We start from the raw sequence: 18,373 nt of genomic DNA, 5'->3' as shown, positions 1-18,373 counted from the left end.
CCAGAAATGACTAGAATGAGCCGACCTCAACGGGGTGTCTGATTTTCTTGACGATACAGGCTGAGAAATACCCGTCGAACCTGATCCAGTTAATGCTGGCGTAGGGATTTGAGATGCCTTCTGCTCAGATCCTTTGCGGCTCACCTTTTGTTTCTCTGAGGAACGCAAAGTGCTTAAGAAAATTGTGCCTGTTCTGCTGCTGTTATCCGCGCCCGTGCTGGCCGCCCGTCCGGAATTAACCCTCTACACCTATGACTCCTTTGCCGCTGACTGGGGCCCCGGCCCGGCGGTTAAAAAAGCGTTTGAAGCGCAGTGCGACTGCGTACTGAAGTATGTGGCGCTGGAAGATGGCGTTTCGCTGCTGAACCGTCTGCGTATGGAAGGCAAAAACAGCAAGGCGGATGTGGTGCTGGGACTGGACAATAACCTGATCCAGGCGGCGGAGAAAACCGGCCTGTTTGCCCCGGCGGCGATCGACAGCAGCGCCCTGCAGATACCGGGCGGCTGGCAAAACAGCACTTTTATTCCCTTCGATTATGGCTACTTCGCTTTTGTCTATGACAAAAACCGACTGAAGAACCCACCGCAAAGCCTGAAAGAGCTGGTAGAGAGCCCGGAGAAATGGCGGGTCATTTATGAAGATCCACGCACCAGTACGCCGGGCCTGGGTCTGCTGCTCTGGATGCAGAACGTCTTCGGCGATCAGGCGCCCGACGCCTGGCAGAAGCTGGCCGCGAAGACCGTCACCGTCACCAAAGGCTGGAGTGAAGCTTACGGTCTGTTTCTGAAAGGCGAAGGCGACCTGGTGCTGAGCTACACCACTTCCCCCGCCTATCACCTGATTGAAGAGAAGAAGGATAACTACGCAGCAGCCCCGTTTGCCGAAGGGCACTATCTCCAGGTGGAAGTCGCGGCCCGCCTGGCGAGCAGCAAACAGCCCGCACTGGCGCAGCAGTTTATGCAGTTTATGATCTCTCCGGCTTTCCAGAACACCATTGCACGCGGCAACTGGATGTACCCGGTGATCAAGAGCGATCTGCCTGAAGGGTTTGCCACACTCAGCGTGCCGCAAACTGCGCTGCAGTTTACCCCGCAGCAGGTGGCCGATCAGCGCGCCGCCTGGATCAGCGCATGGCAACGCGCCGTCAGCCGCTGATGGCGCGCTGGCTGCTGCCCGGCGCGCTGGCAGCGCTGCTGCTGTGCGCCGTGGCGCTGCTCGCCTTTGCGGCGCTGTGGTTCAGCGCCCCGCAGATCGACTGGCACAGCCTGCTGCAGGATAAGTATCTGCATCATGTGATCGCCTTTTCTTTCTGGCAGGCGCTGCTCTCCGCGCTCTTTTCCGTGCTGCCAGCGATTCCCCTGGCGCGTGCGCTCTGCCGTCGCCGTTTCCCCGGCCGCCAGCTGCTGCTGCGTCTGTGCGCGATGACGCTGGTGCTGCCGGTGCTGGTAGCGGTGTTCGGCATCCTGACCGTCTATGGTCGCACCGGCTGGCTGGCGCAGCTCTGCCAGTGGATCGGCATCGACTATCATTTTTCCCCTTACGGCCTGCAGGGCATTTTACTGGCGCATATCTTTTTTAACCTGCCGCTGGCCACCCGGCTCCTGCTGCAGGCACTGGAAGCGATCCCCGGCGAGCAGCGCCAGCTGGCGGCGCAGCTGAATATGCGCGGCTGGCACTCTTTTCGTCTGCTGGAGTGGCCCTGGCTGCGTCGTCAGCTGCTGCCCGCCAGCGCGCTGATTTTTATGCTCTGTTTCGCCAGTTTTGCCACCGTGCTTTCGCTCGGCGGCGGCCCGCAGGCCACCACCATCGAGCTGGCGATCTATCAGGCGTTAAGTTACGACTACGATCCGGGACGCGCCGCGCTGCTGGCGCTGATCCAGCTGTTCTGCTGCCTTGCGCTGGTGCTGCTGAGTCAGCAGTTGAGCAAGGCGTTGCCGATGGGCAGCAGTCAGTTGCAGAGCTGGCGCGATCCAGCCGACAGCCGCTTTGCCCGCCTGAGCGATGCGCTGCTGATTGGCCTGGCACTGCTGCTGCTGCTGCCGCCGCTGCTGGCGGTGCTGGTTGACGGGCTGAACGGCGGCATGCGTGGCGCGCTGCAACAATCTGCTCTCTGGCTGGCGGCCTTTACCTCGCTGCGTATCGCTCTCGGTGCCGCGCTGCTCTGCGTGGTGCTGACCCTGATGCTGCTGTGGAGCAGCCGCGAGCTGCGTTTACGCCAGCGCCGCCTGCCTGCGCAGATGCTGGAAATGAGCGGGATGCTGATCCTCGCCATGCCCGGGATTGTGCTGGCGACCGGCTTCTTTTTGCTGTTTAACGCCACCACTGGCCTGCCCTCCTCAGCGGAGGGCCTGATTATATTCACCAATGCGCTGATCGCCATTCCCTACGCCATGAAAGTGCTGGAGAATCCGATGCGTGATATCGCTGAGCGCTACTCCCGCCTCTGCCTGGCGCTGGATATCCGCGGCTGGAACCGGCTGCGGCTGATCGAACTGCGGGCGCTGAAACGCCCCATCGGGCAGGCGCTGGCCTTCGCCTCGGTGCTGTCGATCGGCGATTTTGGCGTAGTGGCGCTGTTCGGCAACGCCGATTTTCGCACCCTGCCCTTCTATCTCTATCAGCAGATCGGTGCTTATCGCGGCCAGGACGGTGCCGTCACTGCGCTGCTGTTGCTGCTGATCTGTCTGCTCCTGTTCACTCTGATGGAAAAATTGCCAGGCCGCCATGCTGACACTCACTGACCTGACGTACCTCTACCAGCACCTGCCGATGCGCTTCTCTTTTACGGCGCAGCGCGGCGAGCGGCTGGCGATTCTCGGCCCGAGCGGCGCCGGAAAAAGCACCCTGCTGAGCCTGATTGCCGGTTTCCTGCCGGTAAGCCAGGGAACCCTGTGGCTGAATGGCGCAGACCATACCCACAGCGTGCCGGCACAACGTCCGGTCTCAATGCTGTTTCAGGAGAACAACCTGTTTCCCCATCTCAACGTAGCGCAGAATATGGGCCTGGGGCTACATCCGGGGCTGAAGCTTAATGCCGGGCAACGCACACAGCTGGAACAGATTGCTGCCCGCGTGGGCCTGAGCGAGCTGCTTACGCGCCTGCCAGGCCAGCTTTCGGGCGGTCAGCGTCAGCGTGTGGCGCTGGCGCGCTGCCTGCTGCGGCAGCAACCGATCCTGTTGCTGGATGAGCCTTTTTCTGCCCTCGATCCGGCATTACGCAAAGAGATGCTGCAGCTGGTAACCACGGTTTGCGATGAACGCCAGATCACGCTGCTGATGGTATCGCACAGCCTGGAAGATGCGGCGCAGATTGCGCCACGCAGTCTGGTGATTGTCGATGGCCGTATTGGCTGGGATGGCAGCACCGCCCGCCTGCTGGCGGGCGAGACGCGGGAAGCCGAAGTGCTCGGCATCCCGCTCCGTTAGCCGAGGAACACCTGCGCGAGCTGATGACGGAAGGCGGGCATCAGGGGATGAAACTGAATCGCCGCAAAGGCTGTTACGGCGCTCAGCAGTCCCAGCGGCGCCAGCCAGTGCAGGCGTTGCGCCGGCAGCCAGGCGCTGGCCCAGTCGCGTTTTTTGTTGCGCCGCCACCAGCGCCAGCAGAACCAGAGTCCGAGCCAGACCACCAGCGCCACCCCTAACAGCAGCCATTTAAAGCCGCCGCTCTGCGCCGCCTGCGGCACATCAATGGCGGCGCCCGCCAGAATCCCCGGCATCAGATAGACCGGCGGCCATAGTACGCAGCCGATAATATTAGGCAGCAGAAATTTACGCACTGGCAGCTCCAGCATCCCCGCTACCAGCGGGATCAGCGGACGCGTCGGCCCGAAAAAGCGTCCCACCAGAATGGTAAACAGACTGTGCTCATACAGCGCATGCTCCGTTTTATCCAGCAACCTGCGATGCTTTTGCAGATACTTCCAGCGGTGCAGCGGCCCCTGGAACTTCCAGCCAATGCCGTAAGAGATCCAGTCTCCCAGCAGGCAACCCGCCAGCCCCGCCGCCCAGGCGGGATAGAGTCCGATCTGGCCGCTGCCGACCAGCGCGCCCAGGCTGGCCATCAGTACCGTGCCGGGCAGCACCAGTCCCACCAGCGCAAGCGATTCGAGAAACGTCACCAGGGCGATGGCCAGCAGAGCCCACTCCAGCGATTGCGTAAACAGGTGTTGTAGCCAGGCTTCCATAACCGTCCTCAGCAGAAAAAGAAGCCTGGATTGTCCTGAGCCTGCGCGATAGCGTCAAGGCAAGATTTGTAGGGGAATGTTGACAATCGTCAGCGCCCGATCCCGCACACAGAACTGTATAAATAACCATGCTATACTATTGTCCGCTTACATACCGGAGAAATTGTGAACAGTCCACGCGCAGGATTTCTGCTGACCCGCCACTGGCGCGACAGCGCAAACGGCATTGAAGTGGTCCTCTGGCTGGCTACGGATGAGGGTGCGCAGCGGCTGGTGCTGCCGCCGCAGGAAGCGGTGGCCTTTATTCCGCAACTGTATCAGTCCCGGGTGGAAACGCTGCTGGCGCAGGAATCACAGGTGCGTCTCGCACCGCTGCAGCTGAAAGACTTTCGTTGCCGTCCGGTATTCGGCCTGTACTGTCGTCAACAGCGCCAGCTGCAGCGGCTGGAAAAGCTGCTGCGCGAGAACAAAATTCCGGTTTATGAGGCCGACATCCGCCCGCCGGAGCGCTATCTGATGGAGCGCTTTATCACTGCGCCCGTCTGGTTCAGCGGCGAACCGCAGGGCGATACGCTGGTCAACGCCCGTCTGAAACCCCATCCCGACTACCGTCCGCCGCTGAAATGGGTCTCGCTGGACATTGAAACCACCCAGCACGGCGAACTTTACTGTATCGGCCTGGAAGGCTGCGGCCAGCGCCAGGTCTATATGCTGGGGCCGGCGAACGGCGAAGCTCGCGACCTCGATTTTGACCTGATCTATGTTGACAGCCGCCCGCAGCTGCTGGAGGCGCTGAATGCCTGGTTCGCCTGTCACGATCCCGATGTGATTATCGGCTGGAACCTGGTGCAGTTCGATCTGCGCATCCTGCAGAAACATGCTGATCGCTACGCCATTCCGCTGCGTCTCGGCCGTCAGCAGACGCCGCTGGAATGGCGCGAGCATGGCTTTAAGCCCGGTATCTTCTTTGCCCAGGCGGCGGGACGACTGATTATTGATGGCATTGAAGCGCTCAAGTCCGCCTTCTGGGATTTTCCCTCCTTCAATCTTGAGACAGTGGCGCAAACGCTGCTGGGCGAGGGGAAAGCGATCGATAATCCCTGGCAGCGCATGGAGGAGATCAACTGGCGTTTTGCCCATGATAAACCAGCACTGGCCCGCTATAACCTGAAAGATTGCGAACTGGTGACACGCATCTTTCACCAGACGGAGATCATGCCCTTTCTGCTGGAACGCGCTGCGGTGAACGGCCTGGCGGTGGATCGCCACGGCGGGTCAGTAGCGGCGTTTAATCATCTCTATATCCCACGTATGCACCGCGCAGGTTATGTCGCGCCCAATCACGGCGAAGTGGCGGCGGAAGCGAGTCCCGGCGGTTACGTGATGGATTCCCGCCCGGGCCTGTATGACTCGGTGCTGGTGCTGGATTACAAAAGCCTCTATCCCTCGATTATCCGGACTTTCTTGATTGACCCTGTGGGCCTGGTTGAAGGCCAGGCGCAGCCGGATGCGGCCCATGCCGTGGCCGGTTTTCGCGGCGCGCACTTCTCGCGACAGACCCACTGCCTGCCGGAGCTGGTCAGCCAGATCTGGCAGGGACGCGAAGCCGCGAAGCAACAGGGCAACAAGCCGCTGTCACAGGCGCTGAAGATCATTATGAACGCCTTTTATGGCGTGCTGGGCACCAGCGCCTGCCGCTTCTTCGACCCACGCCTCACCTCTTCCATCACGCTACGCGGCCATGAAATTATGCAGCAGACGCGCCATCTGATTGAGGCAGAAGGTTACGACGTGATTTACGGCGATACCGACTCCACCTTTGTCTGGCTGAAAAGCGCCCATGATGATGACGAGGCGACGGCGATCGGCCAGCGGCTGGCGCAAAAGGTCAACAGCTGGTGGCGCGAGCACCTGCAGCAGAGCGCCGGGCTCACCAGCGTGCTGGAGCTGGAATATGAGACTCACTTTTCCCGTTTTCTGATGCCCACCATTCGCGGCGCTGAACAGGGCAGCAAGAAACGCTATGCGGGTCTGATCCGCAGCGGCGACAGCGAGCGGATGGTGTTTAAAGGGCTGGAGACGGTCCGTACCGACTGGACACCGCTGGCGCAACAGTTTCAGCAGGCGCTCTACGCACGCATTTTTCATCGTCAGCCGTGGCAGGATTATGTGCGTGATACCGTACGCCAGTTGCTGGCGGGCGAGCTGGACGATCTGCTGGTGTATAAAAAACAGCTGCGGCGACCGCTGAAAGAGTATGAACGCAACGTGCCGCCGCATGTCCGGGCCGCCCGGCTGGCGGATGAGCAGAATCGCCGGCTGGGCCGCCCGCTGCAGTACCAGAACCGGGGCAGCATTCGCTACGTGATGACCCTCGCCGGGCCAGAGCCGCTGGAGGCGCGCAGCGCGGCACTGGACTATGATCATTATGTGGCAAAGCAGCTGCAGCCCATCGCAGATGCCATTCTGCCTTTCGTTGAGGGCGACTTTGCTACACTGATAACGGGGCAGCTGGGGCTTTTTTGACAGGTGACGAACGTCTTACCTTCCAGTACCATAGCGCCCTTCCTGAATCTCACCGCTCTGACATCTGCCCGGGCTCTTTTGCCTGGCGGAAGGGTATTGCCTGTGAGCAGGTGGACATCTTCATTACACGTTAAGAGAATCGAGCTAAAAATTTATGCTTTTTACATTGGGTCAACGCTGGATCAGTGATACGGAAAGTGAACTGGGATTGGGTACGGTAGTTGCCCTGGACACGCGCATGATTACCCTGCTCTTTCCGGCAACCGGCGAAAACCGCCTTTATGCCCGCAATGATTCTCCGATTACCCGCGTGATGTTCAATCCGGGTGATACCGTCACCAGCCATGAAGGCTGGCAAATGCTGGTCGATGAGGTCCGCAACGAAAATGATCTGCTGACCTACATTGGCACGCGTCTGGATACGCAGCAAGCGGACGTCGAACTGCGTGAAGTGATGCTCGACAGCAAGCTGGTGTTCAGCAAGCCGCAGGATCGCCTGTTTGCCGGGCAGCTGGATCGCATGGACCGTTTCGCGCTGCGCTTCCGTGCCCGTAAATATCAGAGCGCCCAGTATCGTCTGCCGATCAGCGGCCTGCGCGGTATGCGCACCAACCTGATCCCGCATCAGCTGCATATCGCCCATGATGTGGGCCGTCGTCATGCGCCGCGCGTACTGCTGGCCGATGAAGTGGGTCTCGGCAAAACCATCGAGGCGGGCATGATTATTCAGCAGCAGCTGCTGGCAGGCCGTGCCGAGCGCGTGCTGATCGTGGTGCCGGAAACCTTACAGCATCAGTGGCTGGTGGAGATGCTGCGCCGCTTTAACCTGCGCTTTGCGCTGTTTGATGATGGTCGCTATACCGAAGCGCAGCACGACAGCGATAACCCCTTCGATACCGAACAGCTGATTATCTGCTCGCTCGACTTTGTGCGCCGCAACAAGCAGCGTCTTGAGCAGCTGGCTGACGCCGACTGGGATTTGATGGTGGTGGATGAAGCGCACCATCTTGCCTGGTCAGAAGGCGCGCCGAGCCGCGAATATCAGGTGATTGAACAGCTGGCGGAACAGATCCCCGGCGTGCTGCTGCTGACCGCGACGCCGGAGCAGCTCGGCATGGAGAGTCATTTTGCCCGCCTGCGTCTGCTCGATCCCAACCGCTTTCACGACTTTGCCCAGTTTGTCGAAGAGCAGCAGCACTTCCGCCCGATCGCCGACGCGGTTACTACATTGCTGGCGGACAAAACGCTCTCCGATGAAGAGATGAACCTGGTTAGCGACCTGGTGGGCGAAGAAGATATTGAGCCGCTGCTGCAGGTGGCAAACGGTCAGGCCGAAGGCAAGCTGGAGGCGCGTCAGTCGCTAATCTCCATGCTGATGGATCGCCACGGCACCAGCCGTGTGCTGTTCCGTAACACGCGTAACGGCGTGAAAGGCTTCCCGCGCCGCGAACTGCACCAGATCCGTCTGCCGCTGCCTGCCCAGTATCAGACAGCGATTAAAGTCTCCGGCATTATGGGCGCGCGCAAAAGCGCGGAAGAACGCGCACGCGATATGCTCTACCCGGAACAAATTTATCAGGAATTCGAAGGCGACAGCGGCACCTGGTGGAACTTCGATCCGCGCGTTGACTGGCTGATGGGCTACCTCACCACCAATCGCAAAGAGAAAGTGCTGGTGATCTGTGCCAAAGCGGCCACCGCGCTGCAGCTGGAGCAGGTCCTGCGCGAACGAGAAGGTATCCGCGCGGCGGTGTTTCATGAAGGCCTGTCGATTGTTGAACGTGACCGCGCCGCCGCCTGGTTCGCGTCTGAAGAGGATGGCGCGCAGGTGCTGCTCTGTTCGGAGATCGGCTCGGAAGGTCGCAACTTCCAGTTTGCCAGCCGTCTGATCATGTTCGATCTGCCGTTTAACCCCGATCTGCTGGAGCAGCGTATTGGCCGTCTCGATCGAATCGGCCAGGCGCATGACATTCAGATTCTGGTGCCCTGGCTGGAGAAGACCGCCCAGGCAGTGCTGCTGCGCTGGTATCATGAGGGCCTGGATGCGTTTGAACACACCTGCCCCACCGGTCGCGCCATTTATGACAAGGTGCACGACCAGCTGATTGAGTTTCTGGCCGCGCCAGAGAACAGCGAAGGTTTCGACGAGTTTATCCACGCCTGTCGCAAGCAGCATGAAGCGCTGAAAAGCCAGCTGGAACAGGGGCGCGATCGCCTGCTGGAGCTTAACTCCAACGGCGGCGAGGCGGCTCAGGCGCTGGCCAACGCCATCGCAGAACAGGATAACGATACCGAGCTGGTTAACTTTGCGCTGAATCTGTTTGATATTGTCGGTATCAATCAGGAAGATCGCAGTGATAACCTGATCGTGCTGACGCCGTCCGATCATATGCTGGTGCCCGATTTCCCCGGCCTGCCGGAAGATGGCTGCACCATCACCTTTAACCGCGATCAGGCGCTGTCGCGCGAAGATACCCAGTTTATTACCTGGGAGCATCCGCTGATCCGCAACGGGCTGGATCTGATCCTCTCCGGCGATACCGGCAGTTGCGCGCTGTCGCTGCTGAAAAACAAAGCGCTGCCGGTTGGTACCCTGCTGGTGGAGATGATCTATGTGGTGGAGGCGCAGGCGCCAAAACATCTGCAGCTGACGCGTTTTCTGCCGCCGACGCCGGTGCGTATGCTGCTGGATCGCAACGGCACTAACCTGGCGGGCAAAGTGGAGTTTGAGAGCTTTAACCGTCAGCTGAACGCAGTGAATCGTCATACCGGCAGCAAACTGGTTAACGCTGTGCAGCAGGATGTGCACAGCATCCTGACGCTGGCGGAAACGCAGATCGTGCCGGAAGCGCGGGCGTTGATCGACGCGGCGCGTCGTGAAGCCGATGAGAAGCTGAGCGCCGAGCTGTCACGTCTGGAAGCCCTGAAGGCGGTCAACCACAATATCCGTGAGGATGAAATTGAGGCGCTGGAGAATAACCGTCAGCAGGTGCTGGCCAGCCTCAATGACGCGGGCTGGCGTCTTGACGCGTTACGTCTTATTGTCGTCACGCATCAGTAATCGCAAGGGGCCTGCGGGCCCCCTATCGGACAGAGTATGGAACCTTACAATCCGCCGCAGAATCCCTGGCTGCATATCCTCTATCAGGACGATCACATTATGGTGATCAACAAGCCGAGCGGTCTGCTTTCCGTGCCCGGACGGCTGGAAGAGCACAAAGACAGCGTAATGGCGCGTATTCAGCGTGATTTTCCCCATGCCGAGTCAGTACACCGTCTCGATATGGCCACCAGCGGGGTGATTGTGGTCGCGCTGACCAAAGCCGCCGAACGCGAGCTGAAGCGCCAGTTTCGCGAGCGCGAGCCGGCAAAAACCTACGTTGCGCGCGTCTGGGGCCATCCGCAGCCGCCGGAAGGTATCGTGGATCTCCCGCTGATTTGTGACTGGCCGAACCGGCCAAAGCAGAAAGTCTGTTTCGACACCGGCAAAGCGGCGCAAACCGCCTGGCAGGTGCTGGAATATGGGACGGATAACAGTGCGCGTGTGCTGCTGAAGCCGATCACCGGCCGCTCGCATCAGTTGCGCGTGCATATGCTGGCGCTGGGGCATCCGATTCTCGGTGATGGCTTTTATGCCCATCCAGAGGCGAAAGCGATGGCGCCGCGTCTGCTGTTGCATGCGGAAAGCCTGACCATCACCCATCCGAAATTCGGCACCAGCATGACCTTTCGCCAGCCGGCGGATTTTTAACGCGGACGCGTTCAGACAGCGCCCGTGCGCTGCCTGAGCCGGCGATTATTTAAAGCCTTTCTCTTTGCGAATCAGCTCGTAGGCCGCCTGAATCTCCTGCGCCTTCTGCTTCGCCATTTCCATCATCTCGGGTGGCAGCCCTTTCGCCACCAGCTTATCGGGATGATGTTCGCTCATCAGCTTGCGCCAGGCGCGTTTAATGGTGGCGCTGTCATCGGTGGGTTTCACCCCCAGCACACTGCAGGCATCTTCCAGCGTGGGGCCACGCTGCGCCTGCTGCCAGCCGCCCTGTGAAGAGCCCTGCGAGTAGCCGCCGCCAAACTGCTGGCCGCCTTCCATCATGCGTAAAAACTGATCGAACTGCACACGGGAGATGCCCAGTTCCTCGGCGATCACATACAGTACCTGACGCTCGTTGGGATGCAGGCTGCCATCGGCAAAAGCGGCCTGAATCTGAATTTCCAGAAACATCCGAATCAGATCGAAGCGGCCAAAACAGGCGCTGCGCAGTTCGCGCAGGCGGGCGCGCAGCGGGTAGTCGCTCTCTTTACCTTCACGAAAGGCGCGTTGCGCAGCACTACGCGCATCGCCGTGCAGCTGCATGCGATCCATCAATAACGAGGCGATCTGGATATCCGCTTCGGTGACGCGTCCTTTGGACTTTGTCAGATGGCCCATTACCTGAAAGGTGGTCAGGAAGAATAAATGTTGTCGGGTCTGATTGTTGGCGAAGTAACTTTGTCCCTGCGCACTTCGAATTTTATCAACCATATGGCCGATAAACAGGCCAATCACGATACCCCAGAAGCCCATACCGGAAAGTAATCCCAGCACCAGACCAATAACTTTTCCCCAGTAGCGCATATACTCCTCAATTCGCCATGCTTGCGGCTTAAATTTGCATTATCATACCTCTCATTTACCCGAGCGCCTAACGGCAACACGGACAGACAAGGATTAACGCTGGCACAACGCCAGTCTGTACGTTAGTCTCTGACCCGATTGTCGGCATGATGCCAGTTTGCATGGAATTCTCGATACCGCGTATGAAAAAACGTATACCTACTCTGCTGGCCACCATGATTGGCGCAGCGCTCTACAGTCAGCATAGCGTCGCCGACGACCTGATGTCGCAGTGCATGCTGGGCGTGCCGGCCTATAACCGTCCCCTGGTGAATGGCGCCACTAATGAGCTGCCCGTGACCATTCATTCCGATGCAGCGAAAGGCAACTATCCGGATGACGCGGTTTTCAGCGGTAACGTGGATGTCCAGCAGGGCAACAGCCGTCTGCGCGCCGATGAAGTTCAGCTACATCAGCGCACGCAAGAGGGGCAAACCACACCGGTACGCACCGTCGATGCGCTGGGTAATGTGCACTATGACGATAATCAGGTGATCCTGAAAGGGCCGAAGGCCTGGTCAAATCTGAACAGCAAAGATACTAACGTCTGGAATGGCGACTATCAGATGGTGAACCGCCAGGGGCGCGGCACCGCTGATCAGATGAAACTGCGTGGTAATAACCGTTACACCATTCTGGAAAACGGCAGCTTTACCTCCTGTTTGCCGGGTTCCAACAGCTGGAGCGTGGTCGGCTCCGAAGTGATCCAGGATCGGCAGGAAGAGGTGGCGGAAATCTGGAATGCGCGTTTCAAGCTGGGTGCGGTGCCGATTTTCTATAGCCCTTACCTGCAACTGCCGATTGGCGATCGTCGCCGCTCCGGTTTCCTGATCCCGAACGCAAAATATGGCAGCGACAGCGGTTTTGAATTTACGCTGCCTTATTACTGGAACATCGCCCCGCAGATGGATGCGACCATCACACCGCACTATATGAGTCAACGCGGCCTGCAGTGGCAGAATGAGTTCCGTTACCTCACCGAGGCGGGCGCGGGTCTGATTGAGTTTGACTATCTGCCGTCGGATGATCAGTATGATCGCGACAAGAGCGTGCGCAATATCTCGGATGATGACAGCACCCGCCGCTGGCTCTTCTACTGGCGTCATTCGGGGGTCTATGCCCAGCACTGGCGCTTTAACGCTGACTATACCAAGGTCAGTGATCGCTACTACTTCAACGATCTCGATTCAGAATATTACAGTTCTACCGATGGCTATGCGACGCAGAAGTTCAGCGTGGGCTATGCGGATACCAACTGGAACGCCACCCTTTCCAGCCGCGACTTCCAGATCTTTGGCAGCGATACGCGCAATGTTTATCGTGCGCAGCCGCAGCTGGATGTAAATGTCTATCAGAATGATATCGGCCCCTTCGATGGCCGTATCTATGCTCAGGCGGTGAAGTTTACCAATGTCAACGAGCGCTATCCCGATGCCACGCGTCTGCATATTGAGCCGACGCTGAATCTGCCCCTGTCTAACGGCTGGGCGAGCCTGAATACCGAAGCGAAACTGCTCGCCACGCACTATCAGCAGGATGGCGTCGAGTACTATAACAACACGGTGGATAGCGATCGCAATAACCAGCTGAAAGAGTCGGTAAACCGTACCCTGCCGCAGTTTAAAGTGGATGGCCGTCTGGTGTTTGACCGCGATATGGACTGGGCGCAGGGCTACACGCAGACGCTGGAGCCGCGTGTGCAGTACCTCTATGTGCCCTACCGCAACCAGAGCCATATCTACGCTTACGACTCAACGCTGCTGCAAACCGACTATACCGGCCTGTTCCGTGATCGTACTTATAGCGGCCTCGATCGCATCGCATCGGCGAACGAAGTGGCCACCGGCGTCACGACACGTATTTATGATAACGATCTGGTTGAACGTTTTAACGTTTCTGTGGGTCAAATCTACTCGTTTAGTCCTTCCCGCACCGGTCTGACCGAAACCAGCGACGAAGATGATACCGGCAGCCTGATTTGGGCCGGAGACACCTGGTGGAAAATTAGCGATCGTTGGGGCTTGCGTGGCGGCATTCAGTACGATACGCGCCTCAATAATTTTGCCCAGGGGAATACCGTGCTGGAGTATCGTCGCGATGCGGATCGCATGGTACAGCTGAGCTACCGTTACAGCAGTCCGGAATATGTTGCTACTGCCCTGAATAACTCGGGACAGTTAACTAACCGAAATTATGCAGATATTTATAAAAACGGGATTTCTCAGGTGGGTGCCACCGCCAGCTGGCCGATTGCCGACGCCTGGTCCGTGGTCGGCGCGTATTATTACGATACGCGCAACAGCAAACCGGCCGATCAGCTGATTGGTCTGCAGTACAGCTCCTGCTGCTACGCCATTCGTCTGGGTTACGAACGCAAAATCAACGGTTGGGAAAAGAACGAGAGTAAGTATGACAACCAAATCTCATTCAACATTGAGCTGCGTGGTCTGAGCGCCAACTATGGCTTAGGCACCAACGAAATGCTGCGTCAGGGGATCATTCCTTACCAGCGCGCGTTCTGATGTTGTGATGTTTGACAGGCTATCCCGCAGTGCGGAAACAACTATGGATAAAGTATGAAGAACTGGAGAATGCTGATTCTTGGTGCAGCCCTGACGGCCAGCACCGCGTTTGCAGCCCCGCAAATGGTTGATAAAGTCGCCGCCGTCGTGAATAACGGCGTGGTTCTGGAGAGTGATGTTGACAGTATGATGCGCACCGTCAAGGGCCAGGCGCAGCAGGCCGGTCAGCAGTTGCCGGACGATCGTACGCTGCGTAATCAGATCCTTGAGCGTCAGATTATGGATAACATTATCCTGCAGATGGGCGAAAAAGCGGGCCTGCAGATCACCGATCAGCAGCTGGATCAGGCGATTCAGAATATCGCCGCACAGAACCGGATGAGCGTCGATCAGCTGCGTAGCCGCCTGGCTTACGATGGCATCAACTACAATGATTACCGCGCCCAGATTCGCAAAGAGATGCTGATCGCCGAGGTGCGCAACAATGAGGTGCGTCGTCGCGTCACTATTCTGCCGCAGGAAGTGGAGACGCTGGCCACTCAGCTTGCCTCGCAGAATACCCAGGGCACCGAACTGAATATCAGCCATATTCTGCTGCCGCTGCCGGAAAACCCGAGCCAGGAGCAGGTCGATCATCAGGAAAACCTGGCGAAACAGCTGATTAGCGAACTGAACAGCGGCGCGGATTTTGGCAAGCTGGCAGTGACCTATTCTGCCGATCCGCAGGCGCTGAAAGGCGGCAATATGGGCTGGGGCAAAATTGAAGAGCTGCCGACACTGTTTGCCCGCGCGCTGAGCTCGGCGAAAAAAGGCGATATCGTTGGTCCGGTTCGTTCCGGCGTTGGCTTCCATATTCTGAAAGTGAACGACCTGCGCGGTGAGAGCAAAAATATCTCGGTGACCGAAGTGCATGCCCGCCACATTCTGCTGAAACCGTCTCCGATTCAGACTGACGACCAGGCGCGTGCGAAACTGCAACAGGTTGCCGCCGATATCCGCAGCGGGAAAACCACCTTTGCCGCCGCAGCCAAACAGCTTTCTGAAGATCCCGGCTCAGCGAATCAGGGCGGTGATCTGGGCTGGAGCACGCCGGAAGTGTTTGATCCTGCGTTCCGCGATGCCCTGCTGCGTCTGCAGAAAGGTCAGATGAGCGCCCCGGTGCACTCCTCCTTTGGCTGGCACCTGATCGAACTGCTGGCGACTCGTCAGGTTGATAAAACCGATGCGGCACAGAAAGAGCGTGCTTATCGACTGCTGTTTAACCGTAAATTCGCCGAAGAAGCGCAGACCTGGATGCAGGAAGAGCGCGCCGGTGCTTACGTGAAGATTCTGGATGCCAATGCACAGTAATTTTCGTGTAGCGATCACCCCCGGCGAGCCCGCCGGGATTGGTCCCGACCTTATCGTTCAGCTGGCTCAATATGACTGGCCGGTTGAACTGGTGGTCTGCGCCTCTGCGGAGGTGTTGCAAAACCGTGCCTCCGCGCTGGGCCTGCCGCTGACGCTGCAACTCTATCAGCCTGAAGCCGCCGCCCGGCCGCAACGCGCCGGAAGCTTAACCCTGCTGGAACTGGAAACCGCGCAGCCGGTAAAAGCCGGTGAGCTGTGCGTCGCCAACAGTCATTACGTCCTGGAAAGTCTGGCGCGCGCCTGCGATGGCTGCCTGAACGGTGAGTTTGCGGCGCTGGTCACTGGCCCGGTGCATAAAGGCGTTATTAATGACGCCGGTATTCCCTTTACCGGCCACACGGAGTTTTTTGCCGAACGTGCAGGCGGCGATCGCGTCGTGATGATGCTGGCGACGGAAACCCTGCGTGTGGCGCTCGCTACCACCCATTTGCCGTTAAAAGATGTCTCTGCAGCTATTACGCAGGAAAGCCTGCATGAAGTAGTGACCATTCTGCATCGCGATTTGCAACAGAAATTTGGTCTGCCCCAGCCGCATATTTACGTGTGTGGTCTGAACCCCCATGCGGGCGAAGGCGGCCATATGGGGCGGGAAGAGATCGACACTATCATTCCGGCGCTGGAGCATCTGCGCCAGCAGGGCATTCAGCTCACCGGTCCCCTGCCGGCCGATACGCTGTTTCAGCCCAAATACCTGAATAATGCCGACGCTGTACTGGCGATGTATCATGATCAGGGACTGCCGGTATTAAAATATCAGGGCTTTGGCCGGGCGGTGAATATCACCCTGGGCCTGCCCTTTATCCGTACCTCTGTTGACCACGGCACTGCACTTGAACTTGCAGGTCTGGGTCAGGCGGAGCCGGGCAGCTTTATCACGGCGCTTAACCTCGCCATCACCATGATTAAGAGCAGTAATGAATAATCGCGTCCATCAGGGGCACTACGCCCGTAAACGTTTCGGGCAGAACTTCCTGAACGATCAGTACATTATCGACAGCATTGTCGCCGCTATTCATCCGCAGCGCGGCGAAGCGCTGGTGGAAATCGGCCCCGGCCTGGGCGCGCTCACCGAGCCGGTGGGCGAACGCCTGGACACACTGACGGTGGTGGAACTCGACCGCGATCTGGCGGCACGCCTGCAAACCCATCCGTTCCTTGGGCCGAAACTCACCATCTTCCAGCAGGATGCAATGACCTTCGATTTTGCCCGTCTGGCGCAGGAACGGGGGCAACCGCTGCGCGTCTTTGGCAACCTGCCCTACAATATCTCGACGCCCTTGATGTTCCATCTTTTCAGCTATACTGGTTCGATCAAGGATATGCACTTCATGCTGCAAAAAGAGGTGGTAAACCGTCTGGTTGCGGGGCCTGGCAGCAAGGCGTACGGCAGACTGACCGTGATGGCGCAGTACTATTGCCAGGTGATCCCGGTGCTGGAAGTGCCGCCGGAATCCTTTACGCCGCCTCCCAAAGTCGATTCCGCCGTGGTGCGCCTGGTGCCTTTTGAGCAACCGCCGTATCCGGTCAGTGATATACGTATTCTGAGCCGCATCACCACTGAAGCTTTCGGTAAGCGTCGTAAAACGCTGCGTAACAGCCTGGGTCATCTGTTCAGCGCCGAGGTGCTGGATGAACTGGGCATTGATGCCACGCTGCGGGCTGAAAACGTATCGGTGATGCAGTATTGCCAGCTGGCAAACTGGCTGGCCAGTCAGCAGGGTAAATCGCAGGAGAACTGAGTCCATGAGTGAAGCGGCCCGCGTGTGTGTTCAGGTGCAGAGCCTGTATATCGAGTCTCAATCTTCCCCGGAAGAGGATCGCTACGTGTTCGCTTATACGATCACCATTCGCAATCTCGGACGTCATGCGGTGCAGCTCCTGGGGCGCTACTGGCTGATTACCAACGGTAACGGTCGGGAAACCGAAGTTCAGGGCGAGGGCGTGGTAGGCGAACAGCCGTTGATTGCGCCCGGCAGCGAATTTCAGTATACCAGCGGAGCGATCCTCGAAACGCCGATGGGCACTATGCAGGGTCACTACGTGATGATTGATGAGAATGGCGACTCCTTTCACGTTGATATCCCGGTGTTCCGACTTGCTGTACAAACGCATATCCACTGACTTTCTGACTCAGCCCGGCATGCCCGGGCTTGTTGTTTTTTATACCGGGTAAAAAAACAGATGAGTACATACCTGATTGGCGACGTCCATGGCTGTTATGTCGAGTTGCGTGCTCTGCTGGCGCAGGTGCAGTTTGATCCCGCCCGGGACACGCTCTGGCTGACCGGCGATCTGGTGGCGCGCGGGCCAGGCTCACTGGAAGTGCTACGCTACGTGAAATCGTTGGGGGAGAGCGTCAGGCTGGTGCTCGGTAATCACGATCTTCATCTGCTGGCGATATTTGCCGGCATCAGCCGCAACAAACCCAAAGATCGTCTTACCCATCTGCTGGAAGCGCCCGATGCCGATGAGCTGATCAACTGGCTACGCCGCCAGCCGCTGCTGCAGGTGGATGAAGAAAAAAAGCTGGTGATGGGTCACGCGGGCATCACGCCGCAGTGGGATCTGGCCACGGCAAAACAGTGCGCGCGTGAAGTAGAAGCGGTGCTCTCCAGTGACAGTTATCCGCTGTTTCTGAATGCCATGTATGGCGATATGCCAAACAACTGGAAGCCGGAACTGACGGGCCTGGCGCGGCTGCGTTTCAGCACCAACGCGCTGACGCGCATGCGCTACTGCTTCCCTAACGGTCAGCTCGATATGATCTGTAAAGAGGCGCCTGAATCTGCCCCGCCGCCGCTGAAGCCCTGGTTTCAGATTGCCGGTCCGGTGGCGCGAGACTATACCATTGTGTTTGGTCACTGGGCGTCGCTGGAAGGCAAAGGCACGCCGGAAGGCATTATTGGCCTGGATACGGGCTGCTGCTGGGGAGGCGATCTGACGTTACTGCACTGGGAGAGCGGTCGCTACTACACCCAGACCTCGAGCCGTACCGGCGCGATGGAGGAACTGTAAAAGCCAACGGCTTCCTTATTCCGTTGCGGAACAGGAAGCCGTTGACGAATCAGGCAAG

Annotated in this window: 14 protein-coding genes and 1 riboswitch; of the genes, 12 read left to right on the top strand and 2 right to left on the bottom strand. The window is 58.5% G+C overall.

The window, feature by feature from the left end; all coding sequences use genetic code 11:
• Nucleotides 1-20: 20 nt before the first annotated feature.
• Nucleotides 21-125, top strand: a riboswitch (TPP riboswitch).
• A gap of 44 nt (nt 126-169) precedes the next feature.
• From thiB to thiQ, 3 genes are read left to right on the top strand one after another with little or no spacing between them, the layout of a single operon-like run.
• Complete coding sequence (gene thiB, locus E0E17_RS10300) at nt 170-1,156, top strand: thiamine ABC transporter substrate binding subunit (protein ID WP_130833983.1); 987 nt, start codon at nt 170-172, stop codon at nt 1,154-1,156.
• Nucleotides 1,132-2,742, top strand: a complete 1,611-nt coding sequence (gene thiP / locus E0E17_RS10295; RefSeq protein ID WP_130833982.1) for a thiamine/thiamine pyrophosphate ABC transporter permease ThiP — start codon at nt 1,132-1,134, stop codon at nt 2,740-2,742. The genes thiB and thiP overlap by 25 nt, the downstream gene beginning before the upstream one ends.
• Nucleotides 2,726-3,427, top strand: a complete 702-nt coding sequence (thiQ, locus tag E0E17_RS10290) for a thiamine ABC transporter ATP-binding protein ThiQ (RefSeq protein WP_130833981.1) — start codon at nt 2,726-2,728, stop codon at nt 3,425-3,427. The genes thiP and thiQ overlap by 17 nt, the downstream gene beginning before the upstream one ends.
• On the opposite strand, the gene E0E17_RS10285 is transcribed toward thiQ, so the two are convergent.
• Nucleotides 3,424-4,188: a DedA family protein gene (locus tag E0E17_RS10285; RefSeq protein WP_130833980.1), complete on the bottom strand. Its 765-nt coding sequence runs from the start codon at nt 4,186-4,188 to the stop codon at nt 3,424-3,426. The genes thiQ and E0E17_RS10285 overlap by 4 nt on opposite strands.
• Before the next feature lie 165 nt (nt 4,189-4,353).
• Here E0E17_RS10285 and polB point away from each other — a divergent pair, with 165 nt between their 5' ends.
• The 3 genes from polB (at nt 4,354) to rluA (ending at nt 10,465) form a co-directional block, all read left to right on the top strand.
• A complete protein-coding gene (gene polB, locus E0E17_RS10280) occupies nt 4,354-6,714 on the top strand; it encodes a DNA polymerase II (protein ID WP_130833979.1) in 2,361 nt (786 codons plus the stop codon).
• 154 nt (nt 6,715-6,868) lie between these two features.
• A complete protein-coding gene (rapA, locus tag E0E17_RS10275; RefSeq protein ID WP_130833978.1) occupies nt 6,869-9,775 on the top strand; it encodes an RNA polymerase-associated protein RapA in 2,907 nt (968 codons plus the stop codon).
• A gap of 36 nt (nt 9,776-9,811) precedes the next feature.
• Nucleotides 9,812-10,465 carry a bifunctional tRNA pseudouridine(32) synthase/23S rRNA pseudouridine(746) synthase RluA gene (rluA, locus tag E0E17_RS10270; protein WP_130833977.1) on the top strand — a complete coding sequence of 218 codons (654 nt, stop codon included), beginning with the start codon at nt 9,812-9,814 and terminating at the stop codon, nt 10,463-10,465.
• Nucleotides 10,466-10,510: 45 nt separating this feature from the next.
• On the opposite strand, the gene djlA is transcribed toward rluA, so the two are convergent.
• Complete coding sequence (gene djlA / locus E0E17_RS10265) at nt 10,511-11,329, bottom strand: co-chaperone DjlA (protein WP_130833976.1); 819 nt, start codon at nt 11,327-11,329, stop codon at nt 10,511-10,513.
• 182 nt (nt 11,330-11,511) lie between these two features.
• Between djlA and lptD the strand changes: the two genes are divergently transcribed.
• Genes lptD through apaH form a run of 6 tightly spaced genes read left to right on the top strand, consistent with a single transcriptional unit; the run spans nt 11,512 to nt 18,315 of the window.
• Entirely contained in the window at nt 11,512-13,890 is a 2,379-nt protein-coding gene (gene lptD, locus E0E17_RS10260; RefSeq protein ID WP_237680772.1) for an LPS assembly protein LptD, read from the top strand.
• A 54-nt stretch (nt 13,891-13,944) separates the two neighbouring features.
• Nucleotides 13,945-15,240: a peptidylprolyl isomerase SurA gene (gene surA / locus E0E17_RS10255; RefSeq protein ID WP_130833974.1), complete on the top strand. Its 1,296-nt coding sequence runs from the start codon at nt 13,945-13,947 to the stop codon at nt 15,238-15,240.
• Entirely contained in the window at nt 15,230-16,222 is a 993-nt protein-coding gene (gene pdxA, locus E0E17_RS10250) for a 4-hydroxythreonine-4-phosphate dehydrogenase PdxA (protein WP_130833973.1), read from the top strand. Before surA ends, pdxA begins: the two co-directional genes overlap by 11 nt.
• Nucleotides 16,215-17,039, top strand: coding sequence for a 16S rRNA (adenine(1518)-N(6)/adenine(1519)-N(6))-dimethyltransferase RsmA (gene rsmA, locus E0E17_RS10245; protein ID WP_130833972.1), 825 nt, complete (start codon nt 16,215-16,217; stop codon nt 17,037-17,039). Before pdxA ends, rsmA begins: the two co-directional genes overlap by 8 nt.
• A 4-nt stretch (nt 17,040-17,043) precedes the next feature.
• The gene (gene apaG, locus E0E17_RS10240; RefSeq protein ID WP_130833971.1) at nt 17,044-17,421 is read left to right on the top strand and encodes a Co2+/Mg2+ efflux facilitator ApaG/CorD; all 378 of its coding nucleotides are present in this window, start codon (nt 17,044-17,046) and stop codon (nt 17,419-17,421) included.
• 60 nt (nt 17,422-17,481) lie between these two features.
• Nucleotides 17,482-18,315 (top strand): bis(5'-nucleosyl)-tetraphosphatase (symmetrical) ApaH, encoded by an 834-nt coding sequence (apaH, locus tag E0E17_RS10235; protein ID WP_130833970.1) that lies wholly within the window; start codon nt 17,482-17,484, stop codon nt 18,313-18,315.
• The last annotated feature ends 58 nt before the right edge of the window (nt 18,316-18,373 follow it).

This window comes from [Erwinia] mediterraneensis (genome assembly GCF_900604315.1).
GTDB classification, from domain to species: domain Bacteria; phylum Pseudomonadota; class Gammaproteobacteria; order Enterobacterales; family Enterobacteriaceae; genus Pantoea; species Pantoea mediterraneensis_A.
This window is presented reverse-complemented; position numbering and strand designations above follow the sequence as displayed.

What these genes read in the sequence shown, in the direction of transcription:
- pdxA (WP_130833973.1), top strand. Translation starts at nt 15,230, where the DNA reads ATGCACAGTAATTTTCGTGTAGCGATCACCCCCGGCGAGCCCGCCGGG.
- apaH (WP_130833970.1), top strand. Translation starts at nt 17,482, where the DNA reads ATGAGTACATACCTGATTGGCGACGTCCATGGCTGTTATGTCGAGTTG.
- rapA (WP_130833978.1), top strand. Translation starts at nt 6,869, where the DNA reads ATGCTTTTTACATTGGGTCAACGCTGGATCAGTGATACGGAAAGTGAA.
- thiP (WP_130833982.1), top strand. Translation starts at nt 1,132, where the DNA reads ATGGCAACGCGCCGTCAGCCGCTGATGGCGCGCTGGCTGCTGCCCGGC.
- apaG (WP_130833971.1), top strand. Translation starts at nt 17,044, where the DNA reads ATGAGTGAAGCGGCCCGCGTGTGTGTTCAGGTGCAGAGCCTGTATATC.
- thiQ (WP_130833981.1), top strand. Translation starts at nt 2,726, where the DNA reads ATGCTGACACTCACTGACCTGACGTACCTCTACCAGCACCTGCCGATG.
- rsmA (WP_130833972.1), top strand. Translation starts at nt 16,215, where the DNA reads ATGAATAATCGCGTCCATCAGGGGCACTACGCCCGTAAACGTTTCGGG.
- E0E17_RS10285 (WP_130833980.1), bottom strand. Translation starts at nt 4,188, where the DNA reads ATGGAAGCCTGGCTACAACACCTGTTTACGCAATCGCTGGAGTGGGCT.
- rluA (WP_130833977.1), top strand. Translation starts at nt 9,812, where the DNA reads ATGGAACCTTACAATCCGCCGCAGAATCCCTGGCTGCATATCCTCTAT.
- lptD (WP_237680772.1), top strand. Translation starts at nt 11,512, where the DNA reads ATGAAAAAACGTATACCTACTCTGCTGGCCACCATGATTGGCGCAGCG.
- djlA (WP_130833976.1), bottom strand. Translation starts at nt 11,329, where the DNA reads ATGCGCTACTGGGGAAAAGTTATTGGTCTGGTGCTGGGATTACTTTCC.
- surA (WP_130833974.1), top strand. Translation starts at nt 13,945, where the DNA reads ATGAAGAACTGGAGAATGCTGATTCTTGGTGCAGCCCTGACGGCCAGC.